Source organism: Tardiphaga robiniae, from assembly GCF_013359755.1.
Taxonomy (GTDB): domain Bacteria; phylum Pseudomonadota; class Alphaproteobacteria; order Rhizobiales; family Xanthobacteraceae; genus Tardiphaga; species Tardiphaga robiniae.
Genome location: NZ_JABMCJ010000060.1, coordinates 25364 through 46751, shown reverse-complemented (window position 1 = coordinate 46751; position 21388 = coordinate 25364). Strand labels below are relative to the sequence as shown.

The 21388-nt window shown below is 62.8% G+C and carries 21 protein-coding genes; 10 read left to right on the top strand and 11 right to left on the bottom strand.

The window, feature by feature from the left end:
• The 3 genes from HP556_RS01415 to HP556_RS01405 all read left to right on the top strand — a co-directional run bounded on the left by HP556_RS01415 (position 1) and on the right by HP556_RS01405 (position 3209).
• Positions 1-756, top strand: coding sequence for a TlyA family RNA methyltransferase (locus tag HP556_RS01415; protein ID WP_093757044.1), 756 nt, complete (start codon positions 1-3; stop codon positions 754-756).
• Positions 749-1987 (top strand): methyltransferase, encoded by a 1239-nt coding sequence (locus tag HP556_RS01410; RefSeq protein ID WP_175365640.1) that lies wholly within the window; start codon positions 749-751, stop codon positions 1985-1987. The genes HP556_RS01415 and HP556_RS01410 overlap by 8 nt, the downstream gene beginning before the upstream one ends.
• A gap of 76 nt (positions 1988-2063) precedes the next feature.
• Positions 2064-3209 carry an alpha/beta fold hydrolase gene (locus HP556_RS01405; protein ID WP_338117515.1) on the top strand — a complete coding sequence of 382 codons (1146 nt, stop codon included), beginning with the start codon at positions 2064-2066 and terminating at the stop codon, positions 3207-3209.
• Between the two features lie 14 nt (positions 3210-3223).
• Here the strand turns inward: HP556_RS01405 and HP556_RS01400 are convergent, their stop codons facing one another.
• Entirely contained in the window at positions 3224-4981 is a 1758-nt protein-coding gene (locus tag HP556_RS01400; protein WP_175365638.1) for an acyl-CoA dehydrogenase family protein, read from the bottom strand.
• A gap of 90 nt (positions 4982-5071) precedes the next feature.
• On the opposite strand from HP556_RS01400, the gene HP556_RS01395 reads away from it, so the two are divergent.
• Both HP556_RS01395 and HP556_RS01390 read left to right on the top strand, forming a co-directional pair.
• Entirely contained in the window at positions 5072-5773 is a 702-nt protein-coding gene (locus tag HP556_RS01395; RefSeq protein ID WP_175365637.1) for an SDR family NAD(P)-dependent oxidoreductase, read from the top strand.
• Positions 5774-5794: 21 nt separating this feature from the next.
• Complete coding sequence (locus HP556_RS01390) at positions 5795-6628, top strand: enoyl-CoA hydratase (RefSeq protein WP_175365636.1); 834 nt, start codon at positions 5795-5797, stop codon at positions 6626-6628.
• Positions 6629-6634: 6 nt separating this feature from the next.
• On the opposite strand, the gene HP556_RS01385 is transcribed toward HP556_RS01390, so the two are convergent.
• Positions 6635-7543: a LysR family transcriptional regulator gene (locus HP556_RS01385; protein ID WP_175365635.1), complete on the bottom strand. Its 909-nt coding sequence runs from the start codon at positions 7541-7543 to the stop codon at positions 6635-6637.
• A 118-nt stretch (positions 7544-7661) separates the two neighbouring features.
• Between HP556_RS01385 and HP556_RS01380 the strand changes: the two genes are divergently transcribed.
• Positions 7662-8501 carry an oxidoreductase gene (locus tag HP556_RS01380; RefSeq protein ID WP_175365634.1) on the top strand — a complete coding sequence of 280 codons (840 nt, stop codon included), beginning with the start codon at positions 7662-7664 and terminating at the stop codon, positions 8499-8501.
• Between the two features lie 108 nt (positions 8502-8609).
• On the opposite strand, the gene HP556_RS01375 is transcribed toward HP556_RS01380, so the two are convergent.
• On the bottom strand, positions 8610-9221 hold the full coding sequence (locus tag HP556_RS01375) for a GNAT family N-acetyltransferase (RefSeq protein ID WP_175365633.1): 612 nt from the start codon (positions 9219-9221) through the stop codon (positions 8610-8612).
• 30 nt (positions 9222-9251) lie between these two features.
• Positions 9252-9455, bottom strand: a complete 204-nt coding sequence (locus HP556_RS01370) for a DUF1127 domain-containing protein (RefSeq protein ID WP_120287053.1) — start codon at positions 9453-9455, stop codon at positions 9252-9254.
• Positions 9456-9591: 136 nt separating this feature from the next.
• Between HP556_RS01370 and HP556_RS01365 the strand changes: the two genes are divergently transcribed.
• The 3 genes from HP556_RS01365 to HP556_RS01355 all read left to right on the top strand — a co-directional run bounded on the left by HP556_RS01365 (position 9592) and on the right by HP556_RS01355 (position 12049).
• Entirely contained in the window at positions 9592-10506 is a 915-nt protein-coding gene (locus tag HP556_RS01365; RefSeq protein ID WP_175365632.1) for a transcriptional regulator GcvA, read from the top strand.
• Between the two features lie 86 nt (positions 10507-10592).
• A complete protein-coding gene (locus tag HP556_RS01360; protein WP_175365631.1) occupies positions 10593-11564 on the top strand; it encodes an MBL fold metallo-hydrolase in 972 nt (323 codons plus the stop codon).
• The gene (locus HP556_RS01355; RefSeq protein ID WP_175365630.1) at positions 11561-12049 is read left to right on the top strand and encodes a CinA family protein; all 489 of its coding nucleotides are present in this window, start codon (positions 11561-11563) and stop codon (positions 12047-12049) included. Before HP556_RS01360 ends, HP556_RS01355 begins: the two co-directional genes overlap by 4 nt.
• A 7-nt stretch (positions 12050-12056) precedes the next feature.
• Here HP556_RS01355 and HP556_RS01350 read toward each other — a convergent pair whose 3' ends face one another.
• The 7 genes from HP556_RS01350 to HP556_RS01320 all read right to left on the bottom strand — a co-directional run bounded on the left by HP556_RS01350 (position 12057) and on the right by HP556_RS01320 (position 19461).
• A complete protein-coding gene (locus tag HP556_RS01350) occupies positions 12057-13040 on the bottom strand; it encodes an ABC transporter ATP-binding protein (RefSeq protein ID WP_093757055.1) in 984 nt (327 codons plus the stop codon).
• Positions 13037-14452 (bottom strand): amidase, encoded by a 1416-nt coding sequence (locus HP556_RS01345; RefSeq protein WP_175365629.1) that lies wholly within the window; start codon positions 14450-14452, stop codon positions 13037-13039. The genes HP556_RS01350 and HP556_RS01345 overlap by 4 nt, the downstream gene beginning before the upstream one ends.
• A complete protein-coding gene (locus HP556_RS01340) occupies positions 14449-14646 on the bottom strand; it encodes a hypothetical protein (RefSeq protein ID WP_175365628.1) in 198 nt (65 codons plus the stop codon). Before HP556_RS01340 ends, HP556_RS01345 begins: the two co-directional genes overlap by 4 nt.
• Before the next feature lies 1 nt (position 14647).
• Complete coding sequence (locus HP556_RS01335) at positions 14648-15709, bottom strand: ABC transporter ATP-binding protein (RefSeq protein WP_175365627.1); 1062 nt, start codon at positions 15707-15709, stop codon at positions 14648-14650.
• Between the two features lie 4 nt (positions 15710-15713).
• The gene (locus HP556_RS01330; RefSeq protein WP_170849596.1) at positions 15714-16592 is read right to left on the bottom strand and encodes an ABC transporter permease; all 879 of its coding nucleotides are present in this window, start codon (positions 16590-16592) and stop codon (positions 15714-15716) included.
• A gap of 28 nt (positions 16593-16620) precedes the next feature.
• Positions 16621-17574 carry an ABC transporter permease gene (locus HP556_RS01325; protein ID WP_175365626.1) on the bottom strand — a complete coding sequence of 318 codons (954 nt, stop codon included), beginning with the start codon at positions 17572-17574 and terminating at the stop codon, positions 16621-16623.
• A 219-nt stretch (positions 17575-17793) separates the two neighbouring features.
• The gene (locus HP556_RS01320; RefSeq protein ID WP_175365625.1) at positions 17794-19461 is read right to left on the bottom strand and encodes an ABC transporter substrate-binding protein; all 1668 of its coding nucleotides are present in this window, start codon (positions 19459-19461) and stop codon (positions 17794-17796) included.
• A 234-nt stretch (positions 19462-19695) separates the two neighbouring features.
• Between HP556_RS01320 and HP556_RS01315 the strand changes: the two genes are divergently transcribed.
• Positions 19696-21294, top strand: coding sequence for an ABC transporter substrate-binding protein (locus tag HP556_RS01315; RefSeq protein WP_175365624.1), 1599 nt, complete (start codon positions 19696-19698; stop codon positions 21292-21294).
• Positions 21295-21388: the final 94 nt, after the last annotated feature.

Below are 21388 nucleotides of genomic sequence, written 5' to 3'. Positions count from 1 at the left end.
ATGACGAAATCTCAGAACACTGCTGCCGCGCCGCGCAAACGCGCCGATACACTTCTCGTCGACCGCGGAATTTTCGAAAGCCGCGCGCGTGCGCAAGCCGCCATCGAAGCGGGGCTTGTGAAGGCCAACGGCAAAGCGGTCGCCAAAGCGTCAGAACCGCTGCTGCTCGACGCCGCCATCGAGGCTGAACCGGCGCATCCCTGGGTCTCGCGCGGCGGGGTCAAGCTCGCAGGTGCGCTCGAGCTATATCCGATCGAGATCGAGGACCACGTCTGCCTCGACGTCGGCGCCTCCACCGGCGGTTTTACCGAAGTGCTGCTCGCCAACGGCGCCAGCATGGTCTTCTCCATCGATGTCGGGCACAGCCAGCTTCATCCATCGCTGCACGGCCATCCGAAAATCATCTCGATGGAAGAAACGGATATCCGCAGCTATGAGAACAAGCGTCTGCCGGCCCGCCCGGATGTGGTTGTGATCGATGTCAGCTTCATCTCGCTCAAGGCGGTGCTGCCTGTCGCGCTATCGCTCGCCGCGGCGCCGATGAGCCTGCTGGCGCTGATCAAGCCGCAATTCGAGGCCGATCGAAAGCAATCCAAGCGCGGCATCATCAAGAACGCTGCCGTGCATCAGGCCATCTGCGACGACATCACGGATTTTGCCAGGACACTCGGCTGCACCGATATCGAGGTCTTCCCGTCGTCAATCACAGGCGGCGATGGCAATATCGAGTTCTTCATGGGTGCCCGGCGTGGCTGAACACCTGACCATCGATCATGTCGGCCAGCGCGGCGACGGCGTCAGCCTCACCAGTGGCGCGTCGCTGTTCGTGCCCTACACGCTGGCGCATGAGATCGTCGAGACGGAACGCGACGACGAACATCCGGAGCGTCGACGATTGCTGCAGATCGACACCGCCAGCCCGGAACGAATTGATCCGTTCTGCACCTACTTCACGCGCTGCGGCGGCTGCGCCATCCAGCACTGGCAGCCCGATCCCTATCAGACCTGGAAGCGCCAGATCGTGATCGACGCGCTGGCACAGGCGAAGATCACCTGCCCGGTCGATCCGATCGTCGATGCCCATGGTGCAGGCCGCCGCCGCGTGACGTTGCATGCCCGCCGTGGCAGCGATGGCGGACTGCGTGTCGGCTTTGCGGCATCGGCGAGCCACGCCATCATCGCCATTGACGCGTGCCCGATCCTGGATCCTGCGCTGGATGGCGCTCTCGATGCCGCACGCGCGCTGGCCGAGGTGTTGAAGCCGGTCAGCAAGCCGCTGGACATTCAGGTGACAGCGGCCAGCAACGGACTCGATATCGACGTCCGCGGCACCGGGCCATTGCCGACCGCGATCATCACAGCGCTGTCGCGCATTGCTGAGGCGCACAAACTGGCACGTCTCACACGACATGGCGAACTCGTGCTGATGCGCGTGCCGCCCGTGGTCGCGATGGGCAGCGCGCAGGTTACGTTGCCGCCGGGCTCGTTCCTGCAAGCCACCGCGGCCGGTGAAGAGACATTGGCGGCGCTTGTGCTCCAGCTCTGCAAAGGCGCGAAAAACATCGCCGATCTGTTCTGCGGTATCGGCCCCTTTGCGCTCCGGCTTGCAGCCAAATCCAAGGTCACCGCCCTCGACAGCGATGGTGGCGCGATCACATCGCTGCAACAGGCCATCAAGGACACCAAGGGCCTGAAGCCCATCAAGGCAGAGATGCGCGACTTGTTTCGCCGTCCACTGGTGCCGCAGGAATTGCGCGACTTCGACGCTGTCGTGTTCGATCCGCCGCGCCAGGGCGCGCAAGCACAAGTCGAACGGCTCGCGGCAAGCAAGATCCCCGTCGTCGTCGCCGTGTCGTGCAACGTCCAGACCTTCGCACGCGATGCAAAGATCCTGATCGATGGCGGCTACAAGCTCGAGAGCGTCACACCCGTGGACCAGTTCCGGCATACGCCCCATATCGAATTGGTGGCCCGCCTCAAACGCTAGTTGTCTTTTCACGGTGCTTGCGCTGGAGTGCACTCACGCTGCCGCACAAGTGCAGCATGGAGGCGACGTGACACCCATCGATCCCAACATTCTGCCGGCTGGAATTCGCTCGCGCTTTGTCGAGGACATCAACGGTTTGCGCGTGCATGTGCTGGAGGCCGGCTTCGAAACCAAGGGCCGGCCCTGCATCCTGCTGGTGCACGGCTTTCCCGAACTGGCCTTCAGCTGGCGCAAGGTGATGCCGCAGCTTGCCGCTGCCGGCTATCACGTGATTGCGCCGGACCAACGCGGCTATGGTCGTACCACCGGCTGGAGCGCAGACTATGATGGCGATCTGCGTCCCTTCAATCTGCTCAACCTCGTGCGCGATGCGGTCGGCCTCGTCGCCGCCTTCGGCTATCGCCATGTCGATGCGGTGGTCGGACACGACTATGGCAGCTCAGTCGCAGCCTGGTGCGCGCTGGTGCGGCCGGATGTATTCCGATCCGTTGCCCTGATGAGCGCGCCCTTTGCCGGGCCTCCCCCGCTGCCATTCGGCACCGCCGATCAGCCGGCCCCGCCAAAGGCCGACGACCCTGTGCATCGCGACCTCGCGGCATTGCCGCGGCCGCGTATCCATTATCAGTGGTACTACGCGACGCGTGCTGCCAACGCTGATATGCAACACGCACCGCAAGGCGTGCATGATTTCCTGCGCGCCTATTATCATCACAAGAGTGCGGACTGGCCGGGCAACACGCCCACTCCATTGCAGGGCTGGACGGCAAGCGAACTGGCGAAGCTGCCGACCTATTATGTGATGGACCGCGACCAGACCATGGCCGAGACCGTCGCGGCAGAGATGCCGACGCCTGAACAGATCGCATCATGCAAATGGTTGCCGGACAATGAACTGGCCTTCTATGCCGGTGAATATGCCCGCACCGGCTTCCAGGGCGGATTGCAATGGTACCGCTGTAACACGACAGGCGCGTTCAATGCCGACTACGAGACCTTTGCCGGTCGCACCATCGACGTCCCTTCAGCTTTCATTTCGGGCAAGCAGGACTGGGGCATCTATCAGCGTCCCGGCGCCATCGAGACGATGCAAAACAGCGCCTGCACGAATATGCGCGCGGTGCACCTGATCGACGGCGCAGGCCATTGGGTGCAGCAGGAACAACCACAAGAGGTCGGCCGCTTGCTGCTCAAGTTCCTGAAAGATAACGGTCCGCGCTCATAGTCCCTGCGATCAGGTCAGGCCAGCATCAGCCGACTGGCCTCCTCCATGCTGACATCGCGCTCACCCAGCAGATGCGCGACGATCTGCTTCTGGGTTTCGCTTTCGATCACAGCAAACGGATCGGGCGCCATCAGGCGATGATCGATGACGAGGCGCGACAGCAGCAGGCGCCGGGCGTCGCCGCGCCGGGCGTGGATGCGGTACGCCTCCCATGTGAGTGCCACGGCGCTGGCCACATGATACAGCGAGCTCGTTGCGCGGCGGGCATCGCCCTCATTGTCCGAACGTGCAGCCACCTCACGGGCAAAGTCGATCGCCTTGTCTGTCAGACCGCGCAGGCGATCCCGCCATGCCTGCGGCACGCTTGGCGAGTCATCGAGCCGCGCATGCAAGTCGGCAGCAAGCGCAGCCTCCGCGCCATGCCGCCCAACCGCACGTGTCAGCGCATCGAGCGCGACGATATTACCGGTGCCTTCCCAGATCGAGCCGAGATGCGCATCGCGCAGCAGCCGCGCGGTGGCGAATTCCTCGATGTAACCGACACCGCCGCGCATCTCCATCGCGTCGCCGCAGACCTTGCGCGCGTCACGGGTAGCACGGAATTTCAGCGTCGGCGTCAGGATCCGCAGCAGTGCTGCAGCGTCCTGGCTGCCGGCCTCTGCACGGTCCAGCGCATCCGCGGTGAGGAAGCTCATCGACAACGCCTGCTCGGTCGCCAGCATGATCTTCATCAACTGCCGCCGCGCCAGCGGCATGTCGATAATGCGCTGGCCGAACACGACACGTCCACGCGCGACTGCCATCGCATCGTGCCAGGCGCGGCGCATCAGCGAGGTCGACTTCACGCCATTCGACAGGCGCGACGAATTCACCATCTCGGCCATCTGCACGAAGCCGCGATCGAGCTTGCCGACGGCATAAGCGATAGCGCCCTCAAGCTTGATCTCACCTGATGCCATCGACCGCGTGCCGAGCTTGTCCTTCAGGCGCACGATCCGGTAGTGATTGGGCGTGCCGTCATCGAGCGTCCGCGGCATCAGGAACAGGCCGACGCCCTTGGTGCCGCCGACCGCACCTTCCGGCCGCGCCAGCAGCATCACGACCTTCGCATCGGCATTGGAGCAGAACCACTTTTCTCCATACAGCCGCCAGTGATCGCCCTCCTGCACGGCCCGCGTCGTCAGCTTGCCGACGTCGGAGCCGCCTTCCTTCTCGGTCATGAACTGGCCGCCCTGGGTCAGCTTGCTCATGTCGGTCTGCGTCAGCCCGTCGAGATATTTCGCCTTGAGCGCATCGTCGCCGAAATTCGACAGCAGCTTCGCAGCACCGTCGGTGACATTGATCGGGCAGCCCATGCCGAACTCGGCCTGGTTGAACAGGAACGTAAAGGCGTGTTTGGCCGCCACCGGATAGGTCGAGGGCCAGCCCATAATGCCCTTGCGGTGCGACAGCGCGTGAATGCCGAACTCGCCGAAGGCTGCGTTCTCCAGTTCGCGATAGGCCGGGTGATATTCCACCCATTGGACGTCCTGGCCGAACTTATCGCGCTGGTGAAGCACGGGCCCATGCTTGTCGGCCATCCGCCCGGCTTCATCGAGCGGACCACCGACAAGGCCACCCAGCCGATCGAGATGCGGCTCGATATGCTTGAACAGATCCTCCGGCAGATGAATGCGCAGCAGATCGGTCAGCGCCGGATCGGCGCGGTAGAAATTCATGCCGGACGTGTCGGGTGCGATCAGATTGGCGGCGATCTGGGCATGGGCGTTCATGACGGCCTCTTGTGTTTGGCAGTTGCGTTTCCATCTTCATCATGCGCCTACCGCGCCAGCGAATAAAGTGCCCAGCCGGAGATTTGATCCATGGAAATTCCGCATTACGAAACCGCTTTGATCGTCGGTGTCGGTGAGGGCATCAGCGCATCGCTGGCGAGGCTGCTGTCCAAACAGGGCATCCGCGTCGCACTCGCCGCCCGCAATCCCGTCAAGCTGGATGCGCTGTGCCAGGAGACCGGCGCCAAGGCCTTTGCCTGCGACGCGACCCAGGCTGGAGATGTCGCCAAATTGTTTGCAGATCTCGAACGCCAGATCGGCGCGCCCGATATCGTCGTTTACAATGCCAGCCAGCGCGCCCGCGGACCTTTCATCGAGCTCGCACCTCCCGATGTTGCACAATCCATCGCAGTTAGCGCCTTCGGCGGATTTCTGGTCGCACAACAGGCATTGCAGCGCATGTTGCCCAACAAGCACGGCGCCATCCTGTTCACCGGTGCCTCCGCGAGTATCAAGGGCTTTGCGCAATCGGCCCCCTTCGCCATGGGCAAGTTCGCTTTGCGCGGCATGGCGCAGTCGTTGGCCCGCGAGTTTGCACCGCAAGGGATCCACATCGCCCACTTTGTCATCGATGGCGGCATTCGCAGTTCGGTGCGAATCGAGCCCGCGGACAGGCCGGATTCGATGCTCGACCCCGATGCCATCGCCATGAATTACTGGAACGTGCTACAGCAGCCGCGCAGTGCCTGGAGTTCGGAGCTCGAAATCCGTCCATGGGTCGAGAAATTCTGACGCGAGAACGGGGCGAGATACATGAGTGAAGCCGCAAAGATCATCGACACCGGCACCAGTGAACTGCTGTGTGAGATCCGCGAGCGCGTTGCCGTCATCACCCTGAACCGGCCGGAAGCGCGCAACTCGCTGTCGGATCATCTCACGCCCGCATTGCGCACGATGATCCGCACCTGCGGCGAAAACCCCGATGTCGGCGCGCTACTGATTACAGGCGCCGGCACGGCCTTCTGCTCCGGCGGGGACGTGAAGGGCATGGGCGCTCATCGCAAGCAGTCCACGCTCGATATGTCCTTCGACGAACGCGTTGCCGACCTGCAGGAGCGCCAGCGCCTGCTGACCGGTGCGCTGGTCGCCGTACGCAAGCCGACCATTGCCGCCCTGCCCGGCCCCGCTGCAGGCGCCGGCCTTGCCATAGCCATGGCCTGCGACATCCGCATCGCGGCGCAATCGGCTTTCGTTTCCACCGGCTATCTGCGCGTCGGCCTCAGCGGCGATTACGGCATCGCCTGGCTGCTGACGCGGCTCGTCGGCACAGCCCGCGCGCGCGAGTTGATGTTCACGGCCGATAAGGTCGAGGCAAGCCGCGCCGAAGCCATCGGGTTGTTCAACCGCGTGGTGCCAGACGACAGGCTGCAGGACGAGGCTTTCACACTGGCGCGCGGCATGGCGCAGGGGCCGACGCTGGCGCTGCGCTACATGAAGGACAATCTCGACGAAGCGCTCGCATTCGATTTCACGACGGCGCGGGATCATGAGGCGGAGAGGCTGATCCGCACGACCATGACGGCAGATCACCGCGAGGCGGTGCAAGCCTTCATCGAGAAGCGCAAGCCAAACTTCTCTGGCAACTGAAGCGCATCAGGCCTTTGGCTTTGCAGGAGCGGGCGTTTTGACGAAATCGACAAACGCCCGCAATGCCGCCGGCAGTTGTCGGCGGCTGGGATAATACATGAAGAAGCCGGGATAGGCCGGGCACCAGTCAGCGAGGACTCGAACAAGCTTTCGCTTGGCGATCAACTCCTCGACCTGCCCTTCGAACACGTAAGCCAGCCCGGCTCCGTCCAGCGCGGCGTCCACCATTAGATCCTGATCGTTCAGTGTGAGCGCGCCCGCGACATCGATCTCGACCTCGATGCCGCCGCGCTCGAACTCCCAGCGATAGAGCGCGCCGCCCCAGAATCGATAGCGGATACATGGCAGATCTTTCAGCTCGTGCGGCGTCTGCGGCAGCTTGTGCTGCTTGAGGAAGCCGGGTGACGCAACGACGGCCGATCGCTGCCGCGGGCCGATCGGCACGGCAATCATGTCCGCCGCAACAGTTTCGCCGAAGCGGATGCCTGCATCGAAACCGGCAGAGACCATGTCGACAAGACCGTCATTCACGGCAATCTCGACATTGATCTCCGGATAGACTTTCAAGAATCGCGTGACGATCGGCAGCAGCACGAGCTGTGCGGATTGCCGGGCGGCATTGAAGCGCAATGTGCCGGCCGGCTTGCCACGGAAATGATTGAGGTCCTCCAGCGCATCATCGATGTCCTGAAACGCCGGACTGACCCGCGCGAACAGCCGCTCTCCCGCTTCCGTCAGCGCGACGCTGCGGGTGGTGCGGTTGACCAGCCGGACATCAAGACGCTCCTCTATGCCGCGCAAAGCGTGGCTCAGCGCGGAGGCGGACACGCCAAGCTCGATGGCGGCATTGCGAAAGCTACGATGCCGGGCAATCGCCAGAAAGGTGGCGAGGTCGGCCGGGCCGATCAAGCTCATTGTTGAATCCAGCTCATGAACACATGGAACAAATAGAGGATTATTTCAGTTCTGGCGAGCCGCTAGTTTCCTCCCATCAGCCCGGCATAGACGCGGGGCCAACACAGGAGAGACCATCATGCGTGTCTGGTTCATCACAGGAGCATCCCGCGGTTTCGGCGCCCTCATCGCGGCGGAGGCCTTGGCCCAGGGCGATGCCGTCGTTGCAACGGCCCGCGATCCCAATGCTGTCATCGCACGTCTCGGCACCCATGAGCGCCTGCTGGCGACACGGCTCGACGTCACCAGCGAGACCGAGGCCCACGAGGCCGCAGGTCAGGCCGTGAAGAAATTCGGCCGCATCGATGTGCTGGTCAACAATGCCGGTTATGGCCTGCTCGGCGCGATCGAGGAAGCCAGTGCCAAGGAAGTCGAACGTCTCTATGCCACCAACGTATTCGGACTGCTCGGCGTCACCCGTGCCGTGCTGCCGCATATGCGCCGGCAGGGCTCGGGTCACATCATGAACGTGTCATCCGTCGGCGGATATGCAGGCTTTCCGGGGTGGGGCGTCTATGGCTCGACCAAGTTCGCGGTCGAAGGCATCAGTGAAGCGCTGGCCGCCGAAGTCGCGCCGCTCGGCATCCATGTGACCGTGGTCGAGCCCGGCTTCTTCCGCACCGACTTTCTGGACGATAACTCGCTGGTGCGCACCGCGCTCGAGATCAGCGACTATCACGCCACCGTCGGCAAGACTCGCGGCCATGCCGCCGACGCCAATCATGCGCAGCCCGGCGATCCCAGCAAGCTGGCAAAGGCCTTCATGCAGCTTGCGGCTGCCAGGACCCCTCCAGTCCGCTTGCCGCTCGGCAGCGACACGGTTGCGCGGATTGAAAGCAAGCATGCCTTTGTCGAAAAGGAACTGGCTGCGTGGCGCGACGTGGCCACATCGACAGACTTCGCGAAAGGGACGGCATAGGCGCCGTCTTCAGGACACGCAGATGCGACGAAGCAATCCTGAGCTAGAGAGGGATTGAATTGCTTCGTCGCATCATACCTTGCCTGACCGTGGCGAGCGTTGCCGCGCTTAGGCAAGTATCGGCTGCAGGGATTGCGCTGCGAGGCGCCAGACCACGCATGGGTTTGCGGTTGGCACCGTATCGATCTGCTTTACGAAGCGCACCTGCTTCCAATCGCCCGGCGTCGGCGCGAATGTGAAGCCGGCCTTGCGGGCCAGTGCGAGCATTGCCTCGTTTGAGCGCAATGTATCTCCGAAGAGCTGGTCGGCTCCGAGCGCAGCAGCACGGCATTCCAGGTTAGATAAAAGGGCCGCGCCGATGCCCTGCCCTTGCATGGAATCGGCAACGGACAGGCCCAGTTCGAAACGGGACGTCGCTTCATCGAACGCGTAGCGGGCCTCACCGACAATGGTCTCCGAGCCATCGCGCGAGATCGTCGCGACGACCGAGAAACTGTCGGCTTCGCCGACATGGATGAACTTGTCGAGTTGCCCGGCCGGCAATTCGCTGGCGGCGCCCATCAGGCGATTGTAGCGCGACCGCACCGACAGGCCTCGGAAATAGGCCTGCAACGCGTCCGCATCGTGAAGCTCGACAAACCGAACCGTCACCGCAGCGCCGCTGCGTGACAACACCACATCGGAATACTGACCGAGGTCATCGAGGTTGAGATGTTGCATGACAGTTGCTCCCGGACGATCGGACCGTCCTTACGCGCGCCAGAACGGCTTGCTGGCCTCGGCCATCACGTCGCCCACCGAAAGGCCGGCGTCGTGGATGTCACGCTCGCTCCAATGGGCCAGTTCGCGGCGTTGATGGGCGCGCTCCCGCCAGACGTGGAACGTCTCGGCGATGGCCGCCACACTGAGCGGAGCATGATGATTTGTCATCGATTCATGGGTGCAAGTAGACATTTTGCTCTCCTGAAGCTAAATTTATTTAGGAAATATCGGCTTCATTCTCACATTGCACAAACGACATTGTGCACCGCGTCACATGAGACAAACTCATGGATAGGCCGAGGAGTGAGTGGCCAGGGAGAGAGCGTGGATGAGCACCCGGTTGCCGTCACTCAACGGACTGCGCGCCTTCGAAGCCGCCGCACGCCATCTGAGCTTCACCAATGCGGCAAGCGAGCTGAACGTCACGCAGACGGCGATCAGCCATCAGATCAAGCGGCTGGAAGAAGAGCTCGGTCTCAAACTGTTCATTCGGCAGAATCGCGCCCTCGCGCTCACCCCGCAAGGACACGACTATCTGCCGGGCGTACGCGCGGCCTTCAACGATCTGCGTCTTGCCACAGACCGGCTCAAGCGCCGCGATAATGACCACGTGCTGACGGTGAGCACGCTCGCATCGATGGCATCGAAATGGCTCCTGCCGCGCATCTCAGCGTTCCAGAAAGCCCATCCCGATATCGATGTGCGCATCACCACATCGACAAGCATGGTCGATTTCAAGAGCGGCGATGTCGACGCCGCGATCCGCTACGGCCGCGGCCAATGGCTTGGCCTCCGCGCCGACTGGCTGACGGCGGATGATCTGTTTCCGGTCTGCAGCCCGGCGCTTCGCACCGGAAAGAAGGCGCTGCTGAAGCCGCAGGATCTCGCGGACTATACGCTGCTGCATTCGAGCGGCGGCTATGACGATGATTGGCGACTCTGGCTCACCGCAGCTGGATTGCCGGCCGATATTTCGAAACAGCCGGGCCTGACCTTCGACATGATTTTCATGACGTTGCAGGCGGCGATCGACGGGCTCGGCGTCGCCATCGGCCGCACCACCTATGTGGAGGGCGATCTCGCCAAGGGCCGGCTGGTGGTGCCCTTCGACATGCGCATGCCCGCCGACGCCGGCTTCTATCTGGTGTCCCCCGAAGCCTCTTCCGACTCGCGGAAGCTGAAGGCCTTTCGCGACTGGCTGCTCTCGCAGGTCCCGCCGGAACGTGACCGTTCTGGCCGCTGATCGGCATTGTCGACATCACGTGTTCGCGAGCAGATCGCCATCCGAAACATGCTAGAAGTCTGGCCTGTTTCGGAATGGAGCTTGCGATGAATCGGACGACACTGGCTGCGGTTTTCACCCTTCTGGCGCTGGCACCTGCGCTCGCACAGCAGGCGTCCACACCGCCGGCAGCACCGCCGCCGCCCGACTTCTCAAAGGTCGAGATCAAGACCACGGATCTCGGTGACGGCGTCTACATGCTCGAAGGCCAGGGCGGCAACATGACGCTGGCCACGGCCAAATCGGGCGCCATCCTCGTCGACAGCCAGTTTGCCCCGCTGCACGACAAGATCAAGGCGGCCATCGCCGCGGTGACACCGCAGCCGGTCAAGTATCTCGTCAACACGCATTTCCACGGCGACCACACCGGCGGCAACGAGGCCTTTGCCAACGAAGGCGCGACCATCGTCGCCAACGTCAAGGTCAGAACCCGCCTGAAAAAAGGCACCACGAATTTCCTGACCGGTGCACAGAATCCGCCTGCGCCGAAGGCGGCGCTCCCGACCAACACTTACACGCATCAGCTCAAGCTCAGCCTGCGCGGCCGCATCGCCGAACTGCGCCATCCCGACAACGCACATACCGATGGCGACACCTATGTCTACTTCAAGAGCGCCAATGTCATTGCGACCGGTGATACATTCACCAACGGCCGTTATCCCAATATCGACGTTCTCAACGGCGGCAATATCAAGGGCATAATTGCAGCGACCGACGCCTATCTGAAACTGGCGAACGACAACACCAAGATCGTCCCCGGCCACGGTCCGCTGGCGAACAAGGCTGCGCTGGTCGACTATCGCAACATGCTGGTGACGGCGCGCGATCGTATGGCCAAACTGATCAAGGAGGGCAAGACCGAGGACGAGGTTCTGGCGGCCAAGCCATTTGCCGATCTCGACGCCAAATGGGCGCCGAACGAGACCGCCAGCAAGAATTTCATTCGCGCTGTCTATGGATCAATGGCGAAGAAGCCGTGGATCAGGCCCTGGTCAAAATCTTGGGGAAAGAAGTCATGAGAGGTCTCATTCCCCTCGCCGAGAAGATCGCGATTGAGCTGATCGCGCGCAAACAGACCATCGGCATAGCTGAATCCTCAACCGGCGGGTTGATCTCCGCTGCACTGCTCGCAGTGCCCGGTGCCTCCGCCTATTTCATCGGCGGCGGCGTGATCTATACGCGCGATGCACGGCGCGTATTGATGGATATTTCCGATGACGCGTTTCGGATACCCGGCATGCGCTCGTCTTCAGAGCCCTACGCACAACTGCTGGCGACGCAGATCCGCACCCGCCTCGGCTGCGACTGGGGACTGTCGGAGACCGGAGCCACCGGCCCCTCCGGCAATCGTTATGGCGACGCCGCCGGCCATAGCTGCATGGCCGTCGCCGGCCCGCGAAACGAGGTCATGACGCTGGAGACCGGAAGTAATGACCGGTCTGGCAACATGCACAGTTTCGCGCAGACGGCACTGACGTTCCTGCTGAAGAATTTGGCGGGGTAGGAAGGCGTCAGGCCGGCACTGCCGCTGCCGCCTGCTCCGCCAGAATACACCGCACCACACGATTGTCGGCGAGTTCGACATTCGGCGGCGGCGCCTCGACGCAACGCGGCTGGGCGAATTTGCAGCGCGGCGCGAAGGAGCAATTCACCGGCGGCTTGTCGAGCGACGGCGGCGTGCCGGGAATGGTCTCAAGCCGTGCCCCGCGCTTAGCGCCGTGCACGGTGGAGGCCAGCAGCCCCTGCGGATAGGGATGCACGGCCGAGCGTACGATCTGGCTCAGCGTGCCCTGTTCGACGATCTGGCCTGCATACATCACCGCGACGCGGTCGCAGATTTCGATGGCCACGCCGATATCGTGCGTGACGAAGATGATCGACATGCCGAATTCGCGCTGCAGCTCGCGCAGCAGCAGCAGGATCTGGATCTGCACGGTGGCATCGAGCGCAGTGGTCGGCTCGTCCGCGAGCAGAATCTTGGGCTTGCAGGCCAGCGCCAGCGCGATCATTGCGCGCTGCCGCATGCCACCGGACATCTCATGCGGATAGGCATCGAGGCGACGCTTGGCGGAGGGGATACGCACGACTTCGAGCATTTCGAGCGCGCGCTTCACGCCCTCGGCCTGGCTCTTGCCCTCGTGCCGCATCACGCTTTCGGCGATCTGCTGGCCGATCGTATAGACGGGGTCCAGCGCCAGCGCCGGCTCCTGGAAGATCATCGACACCGTCTGGCCACGAAACGCCGAAAGCTCGTCGTCATCGAGCGCCAGCACGTCCTTGCCGAGCACATTGACCGTGCCAGTGATCTGCGTGCGCTTCTTCGGCAGCAGCCGCATCAGCGCGCGCAAGGTGACGCTCTTGCCTGAGCCGGACTCGCCGAGCAGCCCGAGCACCTCGCCTTCGCCGAGCGTGAGGTTGAGATCGTTCACCGCATAGACGGTGCGTTCGCCGCCGAACCGGACGTTGAGATTGCGAACCTCGACGAGATTACTCATGCCAACTCCGGGCACTGTTTGTGGAAGTCCGTGGCGCGCTGGAAGGCCGCACCGATGGTCAGCAACGTCGCTTCATCGAACGGGCGACCGATCAGCTGCATGCCCACCGGAAGTTTCGACTTGGTGAAACCCGCCGGGATCGAGAGACCGGGCAGACCGAGATAGTTGATCGGGCGCGTGAAGCGCGTCAGGCGCTGGATCATCGCTTCGGCGCCAGAGCTGTTGCCGACATCGGTCTCGGCAATGGTCGGAGCCGCCCCGGGCGAGACCGGTGCGAGCACGGCGTCAGTACCGGTGACTGCAGCCAGATAGGCTGCAAGTGCAGGACCACGCCAGCGTAGCGCCTCGATATAGGAGACGCCGGTGATCGCGAGACCGTTCTGCAGCCGCATCAGCACCTGCGCGCCATAGTCCTGCGGACGCTCGATCATCCAGCGCTTATGCATCGCCGCAGCTTCCGTCGCGAGCACGAACTGGCAGGCCGCCGTGAGTTGGCCCTGATTGGGCAGATCGACTTCGACGATCTTGACGCCTTCATCCTTCAGCGTCGCGATGGTGTTCTGCAGAATGGCAGCGGTATCGGCGTCGAGATCGTCGACATAGAACGCCTTGGGAATGCCGACGGTCATGCCTTTGGCGGACGCACGCGTCGCCGCCATGTAGTCCGGCACAGGGCGCATGCTTGTGGTTGGATCGAGCGGATCGGCGCCAGCCATCAGGCCGGTCAGCAGCGCGCAATCCTCGACGGTGCGGGCCAGCGGACCGACCGTGTCGAGCGATTGCGACAGCGGCATTGCGCCGGCGCGGCTGACCAGACCGACGGTCGTCTTCAAGCCGGAGACGCCGCAGAAATGCGCTGGCAGACGGATCGACCCGCCGGTGTCGGAGCCCAGCGCTGCAAAAGTCAAACGCGCCGCCACAGCGGAGCCCGAACCCGACGATGAACCGCCGGTGACGTGATCGACATGCCACGGATTATGCACGGCGCCGTAATGCACGTTGTGACCGAGCGGACCATAGGCGAATTCGACCATCTGCAGCGAACCGAGCCGCACCGTGCCGGCATCCTTCAAGCGCTGCAGCGACGTTGCCGTCGTGGTCGCAACCCAGTCGCGGCGAATATGCGAGCCGCATGTCACGACGTGCCCTTCGTCGTAATACATGTCCTTGTGCGCCAGCGGCACGCCGTGCAGTACGCCGCGGCTTTGCCCCCTGGCGAGCGCGGCATCTGCCGCATCGGCTGCCGCCAGCGCGGCATCGGCCTCGATCGACATGTAGGCATTGAGGCTCGGCTGCGATTTCACGGCGCGATCGAGGCAAGACTGCGTGGCTTCGCGCGACGAAACCTTCTTCGTGGCGATAGCGTCAACAACTTCCGTCAGCGACAGCAATGCGGGTTCGGTGACACTCATTTGGCAGCCTTCGTATTCTGAACGGCGAGAAAGGTCGCAGGCTCGAGGTCAAATGGCAGCGTGCCGGCGACGGCCGCGAATCCTTCGAAGGCCGGCCCGATCGAATTGGCGATGCGCTCCGCAACCTCGTCGGAGGCCGGGAGGCCGCTGACCTCGGTCAGCGCTTTGATCTGCCTGGCAGTCGGTTTGGTCATGTCAGTGCGCTCCTGCAGCAGGTGCTTTGCTGTGGCCCGAACCCGGGATCGCCATGTAACAGGCGGCCTGATGGCCGGTCACAGTGATTTCAGTCAGCTTCGGCGTGGCCTCGCCGCACATCGCTTCGGCAAAGGGGCAGCGTGTGTGGAAGCGACAGCCGGACGGTGGATCGATCGGATTCGGCGGATCGCCGGTGATCGGCGGCGTTTCGGTACGGTTGTCGGGATCGGACGACGGCATCGCCGCAAGCAGCGCGCGCGTATAGGGATGCGCCGGCCCGTCCCAGACTTCGTCCACCGGGCCGAGTTCGACGACTTCGCCGAGATACATCACCAGCACGCGGTCGGAGATGTAGCGCACCACGTTGAGATCGTGGCTGATGAACAGATAGGTCAAGCCGAATTCGCGCTTGAGATCGACCAGCAGGTTGAGCACCTGCGCCTCGACCGATTTATCGAGCGCCGAGACCGCTTCATCGAGAATGACGAGACGCGGCGACAGCGCAAGCGCACGCGCGATGTTGACACGCTGACGCTGCCCCCCGGAGACCTCATGCGGATAGCGGTTGGCGAACGTCTCGGGCCGCAGACCGACCTTGCCGAGCAGCTCGCGCGCCAGCAGCCGCGCGGCTTTATCGGCCATGCCGTGGACCTTTGGTCCGAACGCGATCGATTCCTCGATCGTCAGGCGCGGATTGAGCGAGGCATAGCTGTCCTGAAACACCATCTGCATGCCGCGGCGCAGCTCGCGCAGCGAAAGTTCGCGCCCGACAGTGCGGCCGTCATAGATGATATCGCCGGAATTGCGCGGCATCAGATGCATCAGCAACCGCGCCGTTGTCGACTTGCCGCAGCCGGACTCGCCGACGATGCCAACGGTTTCGCCCTTGGCGATGGCGAAGGACACATCGTCCACCGCGCGCACGGTCTTGCTCGGCGCGAACAATCCGCCGCGCACGGGGAAGTGCTTGGTCAGACTGACCACCTGTAACAGCGGCTGTGCAACACCGCCGATATCTTCGAGCGGTTCCAGCTTGTCGATTTCTTCTACAATATCACTCATGCCATCAGTTCCGGATGTCCATGGCACTGCGCATGCCGTCGCTCAGCAGGTTGAAACAGATCGACACGGCGAAGATCATCGCGCCGGGGAGTGCTGCTACCCATGGGTTGACGTAGATCGCGGTGCGCAGCGTGTTCAGCATCAGACCCCATTCCGGCTCCGGCGGCTTGGTGCCGAGGCCGAGGAACGACAGACCGGCGGCGAGGATCATCGACACCGAGATCAGGCCGGTCGCGTAGACGAAGATGGAGCCCAGCACGTTGCCGAGCATGTGCACCCGCATGATGGTGAAGGCGTTCGCGCCGGAGGCACGTGCCGCTTCCACATAGTCCATGTTGCGCACGCCAGTGGTGACGCTCTCGGCGACGCGCGTGATCTGCGGCACGAACACGATGGTCAGCGACACGATCGAATTGACGATGCCGGCGCCCAGCGCACCGGAAATCGCAATGGCCAGCAGAACCGAGGGGAACGCGTAGAACACGTCGACGGTGCGCATGATCGCGGTATTGAGCTTCCCTCCGACATAGCCGGCCACAACGCCAAGCCCCGTCCCGATGAAGAAGGCAAGGATCACCGGCAGGATGCCGATCAGCAGCGACAGTCGCCCGCCATAGATCAACCTGGCCAGCATGTCGCGACCGAGTTCGTCGGTGCCGAGCGGATAGTTGGGTGTGCCGATGAAACGCAAACGGCGGATCATGGAGCCCTGATAGGGATCTGCGAGATGCAGATAGGGCGCAAAGATCGCTGCCAGGAAGATCAGCAGCAGAATGAACGCGCAGGCCATGCTGACCTTGTCGCGCACGATGCGGCGGCCCACGGTGGCCCAATAGCCGCGGGCCTTGGTGGCAGGCGCCGCCTGCAATGCGGTGTCGGTCATCGCGGTCATGAGAGGATATCCAGCATGGTCAGCTCCGCTTGATGCGCGGATCGATCGACGCCTGCGCGATATCGACCAGAAGATTGAGGAACACGAAGAACAGCGCCAGCACGAGGATCGTGCCCTGCAGCAGCGGCAGGTCACGCTGGAAGATCGCGGAGTTCAAAAGAAGCCCCGAACCAGGCCAGGAGAACACAGTTTCGATCAGGATCGAGCCGCCGAGCATGTAGCCAAGCTGCAGGCCCATCACGGCCAGCGCCGTCGGCGCAGCATTCTTGATGACGTGACGAAATACCTTGGTTTCCTGCAGGCCCTTGGCGCGCAACGCTTCGACGAAATCCTGCGACAGGATATCGCCGGTCAGCGCGCGCACCGTGCGGGTCACGATGCCCATCGGAATGACCGAGGTCGTAATCGCCGGCAGCACGAGATATTTGATGTGCTCCCAGTCCCAGGCCCATGAACCCGAACCGCCCGGACCTGCGCCAACCGCAGGCAGCCAGTTGAGCTGCACCGAGAAGATGATGACCAGCACCATACCGAGCCAGTAATGCGGCACGGAGACGCCGGCGATGGCGATCGAGGTCGCAACCTTGTCGACCCAGGTATCGCGGAAATAGCCGGCGATCAGCCCGAAAAACAAACCGAGCGTGAAACCGATGGCGGCCGCGGCGATGGCCAGCGTCACGGTATTGCCGACGGCTTTCATCACCTCTGCCAGAACAGGACGTCCGGTGGCGATGGAGCTGCCGAGATCGCCGTGTAGCGCGCGCCACAGCCAAAGGCCGAACTGCACCGGCAGCGGACGATCGAAGCCGTAGGCGACGCGCAATTGCTGCGCCAGCTCCTGCGATGCGTCAGCGGGAAGAATGGCAACGAGAGGATCCCCGGGCGTAATGTGCACCAGCAGGAAACACACCAGCGCCACGCTGAGGACGATAGGAATCACATAGACGACGCGTCGCGCGATGTAGACGAACAAGGGGCACCTTCAGTTCTAAATTCAGAGAGCCGAGCCGAACTCTTCTTCCTCTCTCCCCTTGTGGGAGAGGGTGGCGCGCGAAGCGCGTTCGAGACGGGAGAGGGGTGAGACGGAGCTCTGCTGCTCCCCCTCTCCCGTCTTCGCTTCGCTCAGCCACCCTCTCCCACCTAGCGAAGCTTCGCTTCGCGCGGGGGAGAGGGAAGAAAGAAGCGCTTCGCCTTACGGCGTGATCGACACCGGCGAGAAGTCGACGAACCAGCTCTTCGGCTGCACAAAGCCCTTGATCTTCGGGCTCAGCGCACGTGGACCGACGTCATGGGCCACATAGAGGAAGGCTGCGTCATCGACCGAAGCAGCATGAAGCTCGGCCAGCGCCGCGTCACGTGCCGTTGCGTCGAAGGTGGTGCGTGCCTTGGTCACCAGTTCATCGAACTTCGGATTGTTGATGAAGCCCCAATTGTTCGAGACCGGCGGTGCCATCGACGACTGCAGGAAGCGAACCAGAGCGAAGAACGGATCCATCGCCGCATAGGTGACGTTGGTGGCGTTGGAGCCGTTGGCCGAGGGATCCTTGACGCCGCGGCGCCAGTTGGTGAACAGCGTGTTCCATTCGATCACATCGAGCTTGACGTCGAAGTAGCACTCCGCCAGCGCCTGCTGCAGATATTCGTTCATCGGCAGCGGCAGCATCTGGCCGGAGCCGGACGCCGAGGTCTGGGTCTTCACTTCGAGCTTCTTGGCAGGGCCGTAACCGGCTTCCTTCATCAGCGCTTGTGCAGCCTTCAGGTCATACTTGATCTCGAAGGTCGGCTTGCCGCGCCAGGGGTGGCCCGGCTCGAAAGTGCCGCTTGCCGGCACCATCAGGCCGGCGAGCAGACCATCCTTCAGGCCTTCGCGATCGATGCAGAGATTCGCGGCCTTGCGGACGCGGATGTCGTTCCACGGCGAGCCTTCGGCACGGGAGAACTGCCACGGCCAGACATGCGGCTGCTCGTTCTTCTCGATCTTGAAGCCACGCGCGGTGATTTCCTTGACGGCGTCGGGCGCAGGCGCTTCGACCCAGTCGACCTGACCGGACAGCAACGCCGCAGTGCGGGCGTTGGCTTCCGGCATCGGCAGCAGCACCATCTTGTCGGTCTTCGGAACGCGGTCCTTGTTCCAGTAGGCGTCGTTCTTCACCAGTTCGAGACGCTCGCGCGGTGTGAACTTCGACATCTTCCACGGGCCGGTGCCGGAGGCTTCGCGCGCGAAGGCCGCCCATGCGGCCTGCGACTTGGCCTTGGCATCGGCGCCTTCGGCCTTGTCGAACAGCGCCTGCCACTTCGTCGGGCTCGCCATAAAGAGGTTGGTGAGATTGATCGGCAGGAAGGAGTCCGGCTCCTTCGTGGTCAACTCGACGGTCATGTCGTCGATCTTCTTGGCCGACACCAGGGTCGGCATGCGCGAGGCGGTCACACCGACCTGGCTGGCGTCGAACTGGACTGCATCTTGTTTGAGCACCTTGTCCACATTCCAGACCACAGCATCCGCATTGAAGGCCGAACCATCGTGGAAAGTGACGCCGGGACGCAGTTTGAAGGTCCACTTCTTCTTGTCGGCGTCGTCCACTGCCCACTCAGTGGCGAGCGCCGGGATAACAACACTCGCTTTGGTCGCGGACGACAGATCCCAGCCGGTCAGGCCGTCATACATCGTATTGCCGGTGAAACGATTGCCTTCGAAGCCCTGATCGGGCTGGCCAAGCGTGCGCGGAATATCGGCAGCGGTCATGCCGATGCGCAGCACCGTCTCGGCGCGCGCCACCTGTGGCAAGGTCAGGGCCGTGGCGAGCGTCAGCAACGTGATTGCTGCCGCGAGACGGCTCTTTGTCGGCTTTTCGATACGCATCGTAATCAGTCCCTCTTGGCTTTGGATGACACGTTGGCTTTGGCCAGTGTTGGTTTGTTCTAAACTGGCTAATTCTTATGCAACGCTTGTGCCAAGGCCTGCAACCTTGCAGCGCAATGACTCAAACTGCGGCACTGCAGCACACCAGCACACACCGACCGTTCCGCCTGCCCAATCTGGCATCAGGATTGCAGGTATCTGGCAGACAATATCCCACCATACGGAGTCTGGTTTATGCGCGTTCGAAGCTCGTTATTTGTTGCGGCCATCGCCGCCGCCATAGGTGCAGCCGCGCCGGCGCAAGCCGAAACGGTGGTGCGCTATGGCATCTCGATGGCGGACGTGCCGCTGACCACAGGCCAGCCTGATCGCGGCGCCGGAGGCTACCAGTTCACCGGCTACACGATCTACGATCCGCTCGTCGCCTGGGAAATGGATGTCGCCGATCGTCCCGGCAAACTCATTCCCGGCCTCGCCACCGAATGGAAGGTCGACGACACCGACAAGACCAAGTGGCGCTTCACCTTGCGCAAGGGCGTCAAGTTTCATGATGGCAGCGACTTCAACGCCGATGCGGTGATCTGGAATCTCGACAAGGTGCTGAACGAGAAGGCGCCGCAATTCGACAAGCGCCAGAGCGCGCAGGTAAAGACCCGCCTGCCCTCGGTCGCCAGCTACGCCAAGATCGATGACGGCACCGTCGAGATCACCACCAAGAGCGTCGACAGCTTCTTCCCCTATCAGATGCTCTGGTTCCTGGTCTCCAGCCCGGCTCAATATGAGAAGGTCGGCAAGGACTGGGACAAGTTCGCATCGCAGCCCTCGGGCACCGGCCCGTTCAAGCTCACCAAGCTCGTTCCGCGCGAGCTCGCCGAGCTCAGCAAGAATCCGGATTACTGGGACAAGAAGCGCATTCCGAAAGCCGACAAGCTCGTACTTGTGCCGATGCCGGAAGCCCTCACCCGCACCAACGCGCTGCTCGCCGGTCAGGTCGATCTGATCGAGACCCCTGCTCCCGACGCTGTGCCGCAGCTCAAGGGCGCCGGCATGAAGATCGTCGATAACGTCACGCCGCATGTCTGGAATTATCACCTCAGCGTGCTGCCGGGTTCGCCCTGGACCGACGTCCGCCTGCGCAAGGCACTCAACCTCGCCATCGATCGCGATGCAGTCGTCGCGCTGATGAACGGCCTCGCCAAGCCCGCCATCGGCCAGGTCGATCCGTCGAGCCCGTGGTTCGGCAAGCCGACCTTCAAGATCAAGTATGATCTTGCCGAAGCCAAGAAGCTCGTGAAGGAAGCGGGCTACGGCCCGGACAAGCCGCTGAAGGCGACCTTCATCATCGCCAATGGCGGCACCGGCCAGATGCTGTCGCTGCCGATCAACGAATTCCTGCAGCAGAGCTTCAAGGAAATCGGCGTCGAGGTCGAGTTCAAGGTCGTCGAACTCGAAGTGCTCTACACCGCATGGCGCAAGGGTGCGGCCGACGACAGCATGAAGGGCATCACGTCCAACAACATCGCTTACGTCACCTCCGATCCCTTGTACGCTATCGTGCGCTTCTTCCACTCCGGCCAGATCGCACCGGTCGGCGTGAACTGGGGCGGCTACAAGAACCCGAAGGTCGATGCGCTGATCGACGAAGCCAAGAACACCTTCGATCCGAAGAAGCAGGACGAGTTGCTGGCCGAAGCCCATGCGCAGATCGTCGACGATGCGGTGCTGGTCTGGGTCGTCCACGACACCAACCCGCATGCGCTGTCGCCGAAGGTGAAGAAGTTCGTGCAGGCCCAGCACTGGTTCCAGGACCTGACCACGATCGGTCTGGACTGAGCGCCCGGCTCTACGCAGCCTCGCAAGCATCAAGGCGCCGCCGAGACATCGGCGGCGCCTTCTGCTTTTATACGCCTTGCACTAAATTCGCGTC

Bases quoted from the DNA above. Each gene is read 5' to 3' on its own strand.
- HP556_RS01375 (WP_175365633.1), bottom strand. From the start codon at position 9,221: ATGCAACATCTCAACCTCGATGACCTCGGTCAGTATTCCGATGTGGTG.
- HP556_RS01360 (WP_175365631.1), top strand. From the start codon at position 10,593: ATGAATCGGACGACACTGGCTGCGGTTTTCACCCTTCTGGCGCTGGCA.
- HP556_RS01370 (WP_120287053.1), bottom strand. From the start codon at position 9,455: ATGTCTACTTGCACCCATGAATCGATGACAAATCATCATGCTCCGCTC.
- HP556_RS01340 (WP_175365628.1), bottom strand. From the start codon at position 14,646: ATGACCAAACCGACTGCCAGGCAGATCAAAGCGCTGACCGAGGTCAGC.
- HP556_RS01395 (WP_175365637.1), top strand. From the start codon at position 5,072: ATGGAAATTCCGCATTACGAAACCGCTTTGATCGTCGGTGTCGGTGAG.
- HP556_RS01400 (WP_175365638.1), bottom strand. From the start codon at position 4,981: ATGAACGCCCATGCCCAGATCGCCGCCAATCTGATCGCACCCGACACG.
- HP556_RS01320 (WP_175365625.1), bottom strand. From the start codon at position 19,461: ATGCGTATCGAAAAGCCGACAAAGAGCCGTCTCGCGGCAGCAATCACG.
- HP556_RS01335 (WP_175365627.1), bottom strand. From the start codon at position 15,709: ATGAGTGATATTGTAGAAGAAATCGACAAGCTGGAACCGCTCGAAGAT.
- HP556_RS01390 (WP_175365636.1), top strand. From the start codon at position 5,795: ATGAGTGAAGCCGCAAAGATCATCGACACCGGCACCAGTGAACTGCTG.
- HP556_RS01355 (WP_175365630.1), top strand. From the start codon at position 11,561: ATGAGAGGTCTCATTCCCCTCGCCGAGAAGATCGCGATTGAGCTGATC.
- HP556_RS01385 (WP_175365635.1), bottom strand. From the start codon at position 7,543: ATGAGCTTGATCGGCCCGGCCGACCTCGCCACCTTTCTGGCGATTGCC.
- HP556_RS01330 (WP_170849596.1), bottom strand. From the start codon at position 16,592: ATGACCGACACCGCATTGCAGGCGGCGCCTGCCACCAAGGCCCGCGGC.
- HP556_RS01415 (WP_093757044.1), top strand. From the start codon at position 1: ATGACGAAATCTCAGAACACTGCTGCCGCGCCGCGCAAACGCGCCGAT.
- HP556_RS01380 (WP_175365634.1), top strand. From the start codon at position 7,662: ATGCGTGTCTGGTTCATCACAGGAGCATCCCGCGGTTTCGGCGCCCTC.
- HP556_RS01345 (WP_175365629.1), bottom strand. From the start codon at position 14,452: ATGAGTGTCACCGAACCCGCATTGCTGTCGCTGACGGAAGTTGTTGAC.
- HP556_RS01315 (WP_175365624.1), top strand. From the start codon at position 19,696: ATGCGCGTTCGAAGCTCGTTATTTGTTGCGGCCATCGCCGCCGCCATA.
- HP556_RS01350 (WP_093757055.1), bottom strand. From the start codon at position 13,040: ATGAGTAATCTCGTCGAGGTTCGCAATCTCAACGTCCGGTTCGGCGGC.
- HP556_RS01365 (WP_175365632.1), top strand. From the start codon at position 9,592: ATGAGCACCCGGTTGCCGTCACTCAACGGACTGCGCGCCTTCGAAGCC.